13 protein-coding genes and 3 tRNA genes are annotated in these 12,065 nt (G+C 45.9%); 11 read left to right on the forward strand and 5 right to left on the reverse strand.

Features of this window, described 5'->3' with window-relative positions:
* The 5 genes from BUA93_RS14730 (at nucleotide 1) to BUA93_RS14750 (ending at nucleotide 4,970) form a co-directional block, all read left to right on the forward strand.
* Entirely contained in the window at nucleotides 1-1,236 is a 1,236-nt protein-coding gene (locus BUA93_RS14730; protein WP_072980692.1) for an AAA family ATPase, read from the forward strand.
* A 52-nt stretch (nucleotides 1,237-1,288) separates the two neighbouring features.
* Nucleotides 1,289-2,626 (forward strand): hypothetical protein, encoded by a 1,338-nt coding sequence (locus BUA93_RS14735; protein ID WP_139258116.1) that lies wholly within the window; start codon nucleotides 1,289-1,291, stop codon nucleotides 2,624-2,626.
* An 8-nt stretch (nucleotides 2,627-2,634) separates the two neighbouring features.
* Nucleotides 2,635-3,270 carry an OmpA/MotB family protein gene (locus tag BUA93_RS14740; RefSeq protein WP_072980696.1) on the forward strand — a complete coding sequence of 212 codons (636 nt, stop codon included), beginning with the start codon at nucleotides 2,635-2,637 and terminating at the stop codon, nucleotides 3,268-3,270.
* Entirely contained in the window at nucleotides 3,257-4,189 is a 933-nt protein-coding gene (locus BUA93_RS14745) for a patatin-like phospholipase family protein (protein WP_072980698.1), read from the forward strand. Before BUA93_RS14740 ends, BUA93_RS14745 begins: the two co-directional genes overlap by 14 nt.
* 148 nt (nucleotides 4,190-4,337) lie before the next feature.
* Complete coding sequence (locus BUA93_RS14750) at nucleotides 4,338-4,970, forward strand: FISUMP domain-containing protein (RefSeq protein ID WP_072980700.1); 633 nt, start codon at nucleotides 4,338-4,340, stop codon at nucleotides 4,968-4,970.
* A 35-nt stretch (nucleotides 4,971-5,005) separates the two neighbouring features.
* On the opposite strand, the gene BUA93_RS14755 is transcribed toward BUA93_RS14750, so the two are convergent.
* Nucleotides 5,006-5,959, reverse strand: a complete 954-nt coding sequence (locus BUA93_RS14755; RefSeq protein ID WP_072980702.1) for a WYL domain-containing protein — start codon at nucleotides 5,957-5,959, stop codon at nucleotides 5,006-5,008.
* Between the two features lie 219 nt (nucleotides 5,960-6,178).
* Between BUA93_RS14755 and BUA93_RS14760 the strand changes: the two genes are divergently transcribed.
* Nucleotides 6,179-6,499, forward strand: coding sequence for a hypothetical protein (locus BUA93_RS14760; protein ID WP_072980703.1), 321 nt, complete (start codon nucleotides 6,179-6,181; stop codon nucleotides 6,497-6,499).
* Between the two features lie 58 nt (nucleotides 6,500-6,557).
* Here BUA93_RS14760 and BUA93_RS14765 read toward each other — a convergent pair whose 3' ends face one another.
* The 4 genes from BUA93_RS14765 to BUA93_RS14780 form a co-directional block, all read right to left on the reverse strand.
* Nucleotides 6,558-7,844, reverse strand: a complete 1,287-nt coding sequence (locus BUA93_RS14765; protein WP_072980705.1) for a replication-associated recombination protein A — start codon at nucleotides 7,842-7,844, stop codon at nucleotides 6,558-6,560.
* 156 nt (nucleotides 7,845-8,000) lie between these two features.
* A complete protein-coding gene (locus BUA93_RS14770; RefSeq protein WP_072980707.1) occupies nucleotides 8,001-8,978 on the reverse strand; it encodes a T9SS type A sorting domain-containing protein in 978 nt (325 codons plus the stop codon).
* A gap of 182 nt (nucleotides 8,979-9,160) precedes the next feature.
* Nucleotides 9,161-10,015, reverse strand: a complete 855-nt coding sequence (locus BUA93_RS14775) for a hypothetical protein (RefSeq protein ID WP_139258117.1) — start codon at nucleotides 10,013-10,015, stop codon at nucleotides 9,161-9,163.
* 19 nt (nucleotides 10,016-10,034) lie between these two features.
* Nucleotides 10,035-10,445 carry an acyl-CoA thioesterase gene (locus BUA93_RS14780; protein WP_072980711.1) on the reverse strand — a complete coding sequence of 137 codons (411 nt, stop codon included), beginning with the start codon at nucleotides 10,443-10,445 and terminating at the stop codon, nucleotides 10,035-10,037.
* A 102-nt stretch (nucleotides 10,446-10,547) separates the two neighbouring features.
* Here BUA93_RS14780 and BUA93_RS14785 point away from each other — a divergent pair, with 102 nt between their 5' ends.
* From BUA93_RS14785 to BUA93_RS14805, 5 genes are all read left to right on the forward strand, one after another.
* Nucleotides 10,548-11,432 (forward strand): hypothetical protein, encoded by an 885-nt coding sequence (locus BUA93_RS14785; RefSeq protein WP_072980713.1) that lies wholly within the window; start codon nucleotides 10,548-10,550, stop codon nucleotides 11,430-11,432.
* A 233-nt stretch (nucleotides 11,433-11,665) separates the two neighbouring features.
* Nucleotides 11,666-11,738 (forward strand) — tRNA-Thr (locus tag BUA93_RS14790).
* Nucleotides 11,739-11,747: 9 nt separating this feature from the next.
* Nucleotides 11,748-11,830: transfer RNA gene (locus BUA93_RS14795), tRNA-Tyr, on the forward strand.
* Nucleotides 11,831-11,876: 46 nt separating this feature from the next.
* A tRNA-Thr gene (locus BUA93_RS14800) sits at nucleotides 11,877-11,948 on the forward strand.
* Nucleotides 11,949-11,970: 22 nt separating this feature from the next.
* Nucleotides 11,971-12,065 (forward strand): GTP-binding protein (locus tag BUA93_RS14805; RefSeq protein ID WP_139258098.1); only part of this gene is annotated, 95 nt, incomplete at its 3' end.

The raw sequence follows: 12,065 nt of genomic DNA on the forward strand, positions 1-12,065 counted from the left end.
ATGGGATTCTTCGGAAACATATGGAATGGCGTAAAAACTTTTGCTGTCAAGGCGGTTAAAGTTGTTGGAACCGTCTTAACTAAAGTCGCTGAAGTAGGGGAAAAGGTTATTAAAACAGTAAAGGAGGTTTGGCCTAGAATAAAGCCCTGGTTGGAAGAATTTGGCAGTAAGTTAGCTGAAATACCTGGAATAGGTCCTTATTTGGCTTCTGCGGCACAGGGCCTTTTAGCATTAGATAAATCTCCTCTTTTAAGAGCTGTCGGATCGTTGGCAGAAAAATGGTTGCCTATAGTTGGTCGCATCGGTGAAAAACTGAAGGATTGGGCTGAGATCAAGGAAGCCGAGGCTGCTAGAAAAAAAGTAGAGGAGGCAGAACGAGAAGAAATGACGAATCGACAGAGAGAAGAACTTCTCGTTTGCAAGATTCTTCTACACCACAAGATATTAGTGTCTAAGGTTGCTGAAAAGATAAAGGAAAATGATGTTAGCTATATGGATAGTTATTTGCAACTTCGTGCGGCAAGTAGGATACTAGAACAAATGCAGAAAAAATGGAACGCTCATGAATTGAAAGCCTCGGATTTTACAAGCGAAGATGCGTTTGTGTTAAAATTTACAGAGAATTTGATTGTTGGACGGGAAGTTTCTGAAACTGAAGCGAATAAATTTGGCGATATAGTTGAATCTATGTTTGGAAAGCCAATTCTTGCGATTGTGTTTGATGAAATGGTAAAGCAATGGGCTGCAGACTTGGAGTTGGATAGAAAGAAAGAAGAAGAAATATCTGATACGATATGCGATATAGAAATAGACAAGGAAACTTTAGAGGAATATCGTAAATTTGGTAGGATGGATGAAAAGAAGGAAGCGCGTTATAAGGAATTGGTTGAGAAGCTAGAAGCTCTTGCAAACGAACGGGAATTGTTGAAAAAATCCATTAATCATAGGCAATGTTATATTGAAGCTGCTGAAGGAATGCTTTTGGTTTACGAAGGTGATGATGCCCTACGTTCTGCACTTGAAGGGCGTGTAGACTTGAATAGGCTTGTTGAAGCTATAAAGAACCAGATTGAAAATGTTGCTAATGCGATTCTGCAGTGTATGGAAGGTGGAAAAAATTGGGAGGATCTCTCTACCGAAGAAAGGATGTTGATTCAAGATTTCTCAAATATTTTCAAAATAGCTGCTGCAAAACGAGCTGAAGAAATTGTAAATGTCGTTGTCGGGGTTGCATAATGAACGAGTGTATTGAATTTCTCATCCCTCAAAATGGTATTGAAAAGATTTTTTGCGTGTAATTGTAGTATTGTCTTTCGGAACTATGCTAATCATTCATTTCAAGGCAAGAAAGAAATGCTTGAAATTTATAGAATCATGGGAATTTAATTGGATTGGCAAGACGCAAGATACCACAATGGATGATTTGAATGTGGAACATGGCTCTGTTTTTGAGTTGTCAGAAGCTATCGCTACACCAATAGAAAAATTTGCAAATGCATTACCTAGTATGCTTTTGATTATTGGCTTACTAGGTACATTTTTAGGTATTGGGCTCTCTTTGAATGAGGCGGCGGGCATTCTCAACAGTCCGGCTTTGTCATTGCAGCCAAATGCGGATATGATAGGGCAAATGAAGCCGATATTGGCTGGTATGACGGAAATGCTTGACAAGATGGGTGCATTATTTAAGTCCTCCATATATGGAATAATCTTCTTTTTCCTATTCTCTGCATGGCACAGCAAATTTGGCACAGATGGGAAAAGGTTAAAATTTTGCATAGAAAAATGTAATGCGTTGCTTGCAAAGAAAAAAATGGATGAAACCGAACCCATAATTGGTGCATTGAATAATGTGTCCAAAAGTTTGGGAAATGACTTGAAAGAAGTGCTGATAAATGTGTTGAATGAAGGGATGCGTCATATTAACGATTCTTTGTTGACGATTAATAAAAGTCTGGGAGAATCTATGAAAGAAACTATATCTAAAGGCTTTGAATCGGCTAAAAGGAGTTTAAAGGCTGTTGCGGATGATACTGCAGAAACCGCTGATGCATTAAAGGAATTGAACCAGACAATGATTAGCTCATTTAACTCTGTTGCAGATTCTGCCAAGGAAATGAGCGAGGCATCTTCATCATTGAAAAAATCCGTTGAAAATTTCACACCGGCAGTTCAAACAACTTTAGACAATATTCAGACTAAATTTGTAAATAGCATAAATGCTAGTGGCCAAATAATGGAACGTGCTGGTGTTGACATCCGAAACGCAGTTGAGAAAATGTCAAAGAAAACAGAAGATGGACAAAACTCTTTAAACTCAACATTAAGTACTTTCAGGACAGAATTGGGCGATATTATGATGGACATTTCGAGAATGACAAAAGATATAGGTCGTCAAGCAAAAACATCAAAGGATGAAATGGCCAAGATAAGAGAAGAAATTTGTGATCGTTTGGTTAGCATTGCCTCTTCCAATATTATGCTGAAAGACGTCATTGATCAAATACCTTTGAATAAAATAAATGAATATATTGATGTTTCCTTGAAAAATGCAATGCAATCAACTGATTCAAGAAATAAATCAACGCAATCTATAGCTCTAGGACACGAAAAGGCTGGTAAATAAAAAGTTTTATGCGTGAAAAACCAAATCCATTCGTTTCTATCTCCGACTTGATGGCTGGAGTTTCTGCAGTAATCATGTTGATGCTGGTTGTTATGGTTGTTCGGACGATGGTAATGTCTGCACAGGCAGAATTAAACCAAAAAAAAGGTATCTTCTATGCGATAAAAGAAATTAGTGATAGTTTGGATAAAGGTACACAAAATGTTGAAGTGACTGATAGAGGCCTTACTTTAAAAGATGCTGCGTTTGAGCGCGGAAGTGCATGTTTGAGTGAAAAAATGGATTCAATACTCACGCAAAAAATTGCACCAATCTTATCAAAGAAGATGAAAGAATACCCGAATATTCGAGTGTATATAGAAGGACATACGGACATTTTGCCTGTAAAAAATATATCTACGGACATTAAAGCAAAATGCGCCCTTTTTGATGACAATTATAGCCTTTCTGCTGGTCGAGCCAGAGAAGCGCGCAAGGCCATTTTGAATGCTGTAGACAATGATAAAGAGATTGCCCAGAGAATTGCTGTAGTCGGTTATGCTTCCGATAAGTTAAAGATAAAAAAAAATCCTGAAGCTGCGGAAAACCGCCGAGTAGAAATTCGTTTAGTTGTGCAGGAGCCGGAAAAAGATGATGCTGAATAATTTCGGATTTGTTTTTTCAGGTGGTGGTGCAAAGGGCGCTTGGCAATTAGGTGTATGGAAGGCATTTGAGGAAAAAGGGTATAGAGCGAAAGTTGTATCAGGCACTTCTGTTGGTGCACTAAACGCTTGTCTATATGCTCAAGGAGATATAAAAAAAGCGACATGTGCTTGGAATGAAATAGACTCCTGGAGACTTTTGCACCCCGATCTTTTTAACATTATTATGAAGGGCCTGCCAACAGCTTTTTGGACATGTTACAATTTTTCTGCAACTACAATTATGGAATTGTTAGGAATATCTTCAAAAGAAGATGGATTTTGTTTGCAGGATGGGTTACAAGAATTGATAGAACACCATCTGAACTTAAATAGGCGAAATCTTTGGCTTCCTATTTTTGTTTGTGCACATTCCATTGAAAAATCTTGCCCTGAATATTTCGCGATTAATTCCAAAGATGATTGGTCGCCAAAAGAAATAACAGATATTTTATTGGCATCCGCGGCTATTCCCGTAATATATTCTTCTGTAAATATTCGGGGGAAAGAATATAATGATGGTGGTGGCGGAGTTCTAAATTTTTTGTTTGACTATGAAAGCGATGAATATGACAATGCCCCTAAAGCTCCTCTGCAAAGGTTGCCGCTTGATCTAATCATTACGCTGGAATTAGAATTTAAAAACAATAATGATTGCATTCAAAAGACAAAAAAAGGTTTCCATACTGCTAAAATTGTTCCATCTAAACATTTGGGCGATTTTATAGATGGAACGATAAAATTTGAACAATCGTTTGTGAATGAGTTAATTGATCTTGGGTATAAAGATGGTTTAAAATGGTTGAACCATAACGAGGTTCAATTGGACTTAGAGAGTTTTTTAAGCAATTCTACGATATTGCCCAAAATTATATTCGACTGATGTTTTAAGAATCCGTTCTAAACTGGAACTTTTACATATCCTCAAAAGTTCCAGAAAAATGGCTTAATTTAAAAATCGTTCCTGAAGCATCCCTTTTTACCTAGATTTGCCTTATAGCAAAAGGTAAATCACTTAAAAAGGAAAGCTTATGTCCATTATGGTTATGGCCAAGAAAACCGCCCAGCCCCAGGCCGAGGGGGAAAAGACTGCAAAGAGAACCGCCGCCGAAATGGGTACATTCGTTGACACGCGCGACGGTACCGAATACAAGACCTGCAAAATCGGCAACCAGGTCTGGTTGGCCGAGAATCTGAAATTCGAGCTGGATTCAGACGACTGCGTCGCCTACGATGAGGATTACCAGTATTTTGACAAATACGGTTATCTATATAGCGAAAAAGGCTTGAAGGAAGCGGTTCCCGAGGGTTGGCACTTGCCGAGCAAAAAGGAATGGGAGACGATGGTCCGCTTTGCAAAGAAGGATTCCCGTTGCAAGGACGTTTTGAGCGTTATTGCCTCGGAGGAATGGATCGAGTCAAGCTCTGACAAGTACGGCTTTTCTATGGTCGCAGGTGGAATGCGTTGTGAAAACGGAGATTTTGATTTAATTGATTTTTCGGCTTATTTTTGGTGTGTCGAAAAAACGGTTGACCCGATAAGCCATGCGATTGGTCGCGAAAAATTCTATACGTGTGTGCGTTTCGAAGACGGCTGTGACGAAATCGATGACGAGGATTATCCGGCTTATGCGTCTGTCCGTCTGATTAAGGATGCGGAATAACGAAATCCATTTAACATTTTGTAGTATACAAAATGTTAAATGCCCTTATACACCCCCGCAGCCTTCTCGAACTCTTCTTTGAACCAGAGGCGCAGTTCACGCGGGGCGAGGACATCGGCGTCGCTTAGGAATTGCGGAAAATACACCTTTGCGAGTTTCTCGGAGCATTCGAAGGTGTAGGTGCCGGCGCTGTTTACCTCGGCGGTTGCGGCAGCTTGCGCTGATCCGCTTTCGCCAACTTTGGCGATCACTTTCGGGCGGTTGGTGGTGAGCTTGTTGTAGCGTTTGGCGCCTTCTTCGGTGAGTTTTACTTTGACACTTTGTCCGTAACACAAAAACGGGTCGAAGTGTTCGCGGAACATTTCCGCCTGGTGCGAGAGTTCAAAGTTTTCGCAGTGGAACGCCTTGCTTGCGGTATCGGGAGCGACTCCCCGGATGTGGCAGAGCCGCAGTGAATGGAATCGCGCACCGGCAGCGGTGCAGTCTACTTTGTCGTCGCACACCACCACGTATGCCCGCACCTGCGACGGCGAGAACGCCAAGAAGCAGGGCGAAACGCACTTTCGTTCTCCGCGGTAGGTGAGTGAAACATTGGTGCGGGACTCCGCGGCGGCGGTCAACTTGTCCAGTTCGTTGCGAAAAATGAAGCATTCGCGCTTGCCGCGGGGCATGTTCACGTAGCATTCGAAATAGTAGCGGCAGAGGGTCGCGATTTTGGTGCCCGCGTTCTTGTTAAATGAATTCGCGAAGTTCGCAAAGCTTTCGCCTGCCTGGTTCAGCGAGAACTGCAGCGGCGGCACGTTTTTGTACAAAGTATCGTCGGCGCCGATTTTGGTCGGGTCGGGCGGCGCAAATTCCGCATAGCGGGCGAGTATCCTGTTGCACAGGTCGCTCAGGCTCTTGAGTCCGTAATCTTCGGCGTCGAGTTCCATTTGCGAACGCAGCAGGTGCGATACGGCGACTTTTATTTTCTGCGATACATTAATCATGTCATAAAGATACATTTCAAAACGCCAAAGAGGAACCCCAGCGCCCTAAAAACGAAAGTTCCAGAAAATGGGCCGCTTTATAAAAAAAATTGCGAATTTCGGTCGTTTTCGCCAAAGTCCATTCTCGTAAAAGTTCCTGCCTGTAGAACAAAAAAATAATGTCTGTTTGAGCAAGCCCCGCCCGAGGCTAGATTTATTCAAAAAACAAAGGAGGCCGTTATGGCTAAGAAAGAAGAAATCGAATTTGAAACCGAAGAATCGTCAAGCATCCTCGACGACATCTATGACATCGCCCATGACATTTTCCCTGATGCGACCGAAAGATTTCACAAGAAGGTGGGCGACATGCTGGAGAGTGCCGTCAACTACATCGAAAACATCACGCCCTCGTGGGAGGCGGGCTGCGACCGCATCTTCAACAAGGTAATGAACTTTTTGGATGGTGCCGAGGAAAAGAGCCTGAAGGCAATCGACAAGGTGCAGCACAGTCCCATCGGGGCCGCGATCGACCAGATCTACGAACGCAATCATCGCGACTAAGCGCAGCGTTTCATACTGCTGGTTTCCCTGAACTTGTTTCAGGACCAGCGTCGGCATGTTACTTCTGATTCTTTTCCCGCTTAATCTGTTTTAATTGCGCGAGTCTTTCGCCGAGTTGTTTTTCCTTGCCGTAGGGCTTGGGCGCATAAATTTCGACGCCTTCGAGCTGCTTGGGCAAATGTTCCTGGGCGGAGTAAGCGCCGGGGCTGTCGTGATCGTACTGGTAGTCGATTCCGTAGCCCAACTTTTCGCCGACCTTCGTGACGGAATTGCGGAAGGCGCGAGGTACAGGGAGCGTGCCTGTCTGCTTCACGATTTGGTCGGCTTTCATTCCCGCCAGTTCCACGCTGTTGCTCTTGGGAGCAAGCGAAAGGTAAATGGCGAGCTCGTCGAGGGCGATGAGTCCTTCGGGGATTCCCATGAAGTCGTAGGCTTCGCGTGCACTCGTGGCAAGTAGCAATGCGTTCGGGTCGGCAAGGCCGATGTCTTCCATGCTCATGCGCATGAGTCTGCGCAGAATGAATCGCGGGTCTTCTCCACCTTGCAGCATACGGTGCAGCCAGTAAAGAGCCGCGTCGGGATCCGAGCCGCGAACGGACTTATGCAAGGCAGAAATTAAATTGTAATGCTCTTCGCCGCCCTTGTCGTAACGCAGGGGCTTTTTGTACTGGAACTCTTCGAGGAGCTTTTCGTCGATGACTTTCTTGTCGCCAAGATTCTTGCCGATCCATTCGATTTGATTCAGCAGGAATCTTGCGTCTCCATCGGACTGTGCGATTAACTTGTCTACAACGGCTTCTTCGACTTCCACGTCCTTCAGTTGAAGCCCACGCGGATGGTCGCGGAGTGCGCTAAAAATCAGCGTGCGCAAATCTTCTTTGCTCAAGGGCGCAAATAAAATCAGCTGGCAGCGGCTAAGCAAGGCGCTGTTGACCTCGAACCCCGGGTTCTCGGTGGTGGCGCCTATGAGCGTCACCGTGCCGTCCTCGACGGCACCCAACAGCGCATCCTGCTGCCCCTTGTTGAACCGGTGGATTTCGTCGATAAAGAGGATTGTGTCCTTGAACATCGCCTTCATCTTGCGGGCATCCGCCAAGACTTCCTTGACTTCTTTCACGCCGCTGGCCACCGCCGAAAGTGCCACAAACGCCTTCTTGGTATGCTGGCGGATCACGTGGGCGAGGCTCGTCTTTCCGCAGCCCGGCGGGCCCCAGAAAATCATGCTCGGCACGCTGTCGTTTTCAAGACTCTTGCGCAACAGGCTCTGCTCGCCCAGAATCTTGTTCTGGCCTAAAAACTCATCGAGGTTCCTGGGGCGTAATCTTTCGGCGAGCGGCTGGTCCATAATTCAAATATACTAAAACGTGTGAATTCCTTCGCAGGGGAGGCCTGGCCTAATCCTGCACTGCACAAATATACACTAAAATTAGGGAGTTTGTCAAGTCTATCAAAAAAAGCACCGGAAAATCCGGCGCCTTTTCATTTGAAATTTAAAAAGTAGTTACTTAAGCAGAATCTTCTGCGCAAGATTCATGGAGCCTGCAATGCGCACCATGTACACGCCCGCATCGAGGCGGGAAAGGTCCATTGCCGATGCGGTCGAACCTTTCAGCATGACTTGACCCTGGAGGTTTACGATTTCTACGCTGGAATCACCACGGATGCCGCTGAAAGAAAGCGTACGGTTCGTAAGGGTCGCCTTGGCGGAATTTGCCCTTGCTGTTTTTAAATAATCAGTACTGATTATAGAACATTCGTCTTTCCAACCGAGCTCAACCAGGGTGAAGGTTCCCTTGACTTCTGTGGTACTCGAATTCCTCAGGCGAATCTTCAAACCGACGGACTTTTCCATGGCGATGGTAATCGGTTTCTTGTCCCAGCCGTTCTGTTTGAAGTCGGACCAAGCAAAGTCAAGGGATTTATATCCCATAGGGAGCTCTGCATACCAGGTATCGTAACCGTTGGCATCTTCGTCCCAGGAAAGTTCCATCTGGAGAGGCGTAGGACTGGTCCACTGGTAAAGAATACAGTAACCGTCGTGGCTTACAGAAATATCGATTTCGGTTTTGAGTTTCTTCCAGTCAAAACCAATACCGGCAATTGCAGGGGCAGAAAGAGTTCCGCCTGCAGCAGACATGGTCACAACAAGGCCGACATCTTTAACAAGGTTTCCGTCGGGAATAATGTCGCCGTCGTCATCGGCCATAATCAACTTGTAGGTTCCGTCATCGTTTTTCGTAATGGGATCAAACGATACCACCTCGTTCTCGTTGCCGCTGGAATAGGCATACCACCAACCGGCGTTGTTACTGTAGCAAGCTGCAGTGTAGTCGTCAGTAGTCTTGTTGCAGGTAATGGGATCATCCGGCATCTGGACCTGGTAAGCATCGACATCCATATTCCAGAGACTGCCCGCAGCCATGGCGAAACCCGCTGCAGAAAGCACAACGGCGGGAAGAATAAATTTTGTCTGTTTCATAATCACTCCTTTACCTCAAGGGCAACAATCCAAATATATCTTATTTTATACAAATCGAACAACAAAATACTTTTATAGCAAAAAAATATATTGCACCTGTGACGATTTTTACGGAAAAATGCATAAACGAAAACCCCGACCTTATGGGTCGAGGCTTATTCTGTCAAGGTGAGTCGCTTGACTTATTCTTCGAACATCATGTTCTCTAAAGGAATCAGTCCGTGACGGACCACGAAGCAGCTGAAATTCAATGCCGAGATGAATTTTTCGAAGGTTACGTCTATCCCGGTTTCTGTATACGTAAGCGTATTTCCTTCGCAGCTGACATTGGAGATGCCTTCCTTGCCGCGATGGCTTTCGCATGCCTGAAGGAACAAGTCTGAGTCGACTCCTACATAGGTTTCTTCCCAAAGGACCATTCCGCCCTCAAGGTAGGTCGCCTTGACGGTGGCCGCCTTGCTTGCGTAAAGAGCACTTAGGTAGGCAATGTTCCCTGCGTAGTCGACTGTGCAGGACTGGGCTTTTTCGTAGGAGCCGCTTTCTACCTGCTTGATGTAGTTGTCGCATACGTTGTTCACGTAGGTCTTGATTTCGTCAAGGGTCCTCTTGACGTTGCTTTCGGCGGTGGCGATTATCGCTGTGTCCGAGCACGAGACGTGAGGATTATCGAGGCTGGAGTAAGACTGCTTTATTACGGCGCATTGCCCCTGTATCACTTCTTCAAATAAGGGTTCTGTTGTGTGAAACTCGTCCCTGAGTTTCATTTTTCCTGAAATGTCAATTTCGGAAAAGCTGATGTAGGGGTCCATTCCTTCGGCGCTGGCTGTGCCCACAAAAACGACTTTAGAATCGGTCGCGTAGACTTTGCATTCCTTATTTAAAAAGTCATCTAAGGTAGCGCTACGTTCGTGAACCAATTCCCCGTAGTAGCCGCCCATAGTGGAGGACGCGCCTAGGGAACCTGTTCCCGAAGAGGATCCGTCACATGCCCAAAAGGCAAACGGTAAAGTAAGCAATGCGAGCTTGGTGAATTTCATTTGTTCTCATTCCTTTTTGTTATTCGGTCACAAATTCAAGTTTGCTAAATCCACTCGGTAGTTCGCGGGTGGGACGGCCGCCCTTGGTCATGCAGTGCAGCGATGATCCCGTGGTGCAGAGCGTCCCGTTCACGTAAGCCTTGTATTCAAAGCGGAACTTGAGGCTCCCTTCGCGGACCATGGTCGTCTCGATATCCACGAATTCCCCGTAGTGGGTAGGTTGTCTGTAGCGCACGGAGAGTTCCAGAACTGGAGCGGCAAAGCCCTCGGCTTCCATTTCGGCGTAACCTGCGCCTACGGCGCGAAAAAACTCGGTGCGGGCCTGTTCAAACCATACGGGATAAACGGCGTGGTGGACGATTCCCATCTGGTCGGTTTCTGCGTAGCGGACGTCAATCCGCGCGGTGTGCTTGAATGTGCAAATTTCCATGGCCTAAATATATAAAAAAGGGGTGAAAACTCGATGCGAACCTTGTTTTTTTGATTCTGTTTATTACATTATTCATACAAATTGCCAGAAAAAGGAGAACAAATGAAAAATACCCTCAAGTATGTGTCTGCGTTTGCTGTTGCAGGGGCTCTCGTCGCTTGCGATTCTTCGACCTCGTCGGACGGCGGTTCCCCGTATGGTGCAACAAAGTACAGCGCCCCTATAAAACAAGGGAACGTGACGGGGCGTTGCGATGTCTATGCGACGTCCTCGTCGGTGACTAAGATTGCCAGCGCGGAAGCGTTCGGCTCGACGATTAGAGTGGAAGAATCGGGAACCTGGAATGCAGACGGGTCTTATCGTGTCTTGGTAGACGAGCGTATGTCGGGGGGATACTTGATGGTGGTTGACGATGCGTGCGAATGTATGAAGGACAGGTTCGGTGCCGACTATGTCGTGTGTTCCGAAGACCGCGTCAGTGTGGATCGCAGTATTTCGAAAGACGCTGCGCGTCCTCTGGATGATGAGTTGATTCAGGAAATAGTCGAGGGTCTGAAGAAAAGCTGCGATGATTTCCGCGAAGAAATGCAGAAAGTGGCTGATAAGTTTAGTGCAACCCCGGGGGATGTTTCCGCGGAGCGGGCGGTTTCTTGCGATGTCGATGTCGCGGGAAATATCGTGACCCAGAAAGTCGTCTTCCCGAGTAGGACGGTGACTGTCGTGGGCGAGTACAGGGGCGATTACATCACTATCACGGAATCCTATACCGGTGTTGACGCGGCGACCTTGCAGGCTGTATGCGATGCTTACAAGTCTGATGCGGAATCGGTGAATGTCGTTTGCGACGGTGCGACGATTACCTCGACGGAGCTTACGGAAGGTGCTCCGCTGGAATCGATTGTTTCTTTCTATAGGGACGGCATGTGCCCGGCCCTCTTGAGTGGAAACCTCACTCTTGAGGAAATGTGGTTCGAGGATTTCGAGTAATACCAGATAGGGAAGTTTTATTAGTATTGAGGCCTTCTCCGGTAGGGAGAGGGCCTTTTTTAGGAGTTTTGAACTTTATCAACAATCTATAAACACTCTTTTGTGCATTGTGTGTACATAAAATTTGAAAAATTTGATTTTTTTTTGAAAAAAATGCGGTTTTTCGTTGACAAGACGGGGGAAATCTTATTAAATTTGGCTCACTCCTATCTACAGTAATGAAAATAGGATACGCCAAAGTAGCTCAGCTGGTAGAGCAGCTGATTTGTAATCAGCCGGTCGTAGGTTCGATTCCTATCTTTGGCTCGACATAATGGGTCGTTGCCCGAGTGGTTAAAGGGGACGGACTGTAAATCCGTTGGCTTACGCCTACCGTGGTTCGAAACCACGACGGCCCACGATAAAACGCCTGCTGAAGCAGAGAGTGCTTCAGCAGGCGATTAAGCCCAGGTAGCTCAGTGGTAGAGCACTTCCTTGGTAAGGAAGAGGTCTCGGGTCCGACTCCCGATCTGGGCTCTCACTAATTGGAGATAGAATCATGGCAAAAGAACATTTTGACAGAAGCAAGCCGCACTGCAACATCGGCACCATCGGCCACGTTGACCACGGCAAGACCACTCTGACCGCCGCAAT

This window comes from Fibrobacter sp. UWH4 (genome assembly GCF_900142475.1).
Classification (GTDB): Bacteria; Fibrobacterota; Fibrobacteria; order Fibrobacterales; family Fibrobacteraceae; genus Fibrobacter.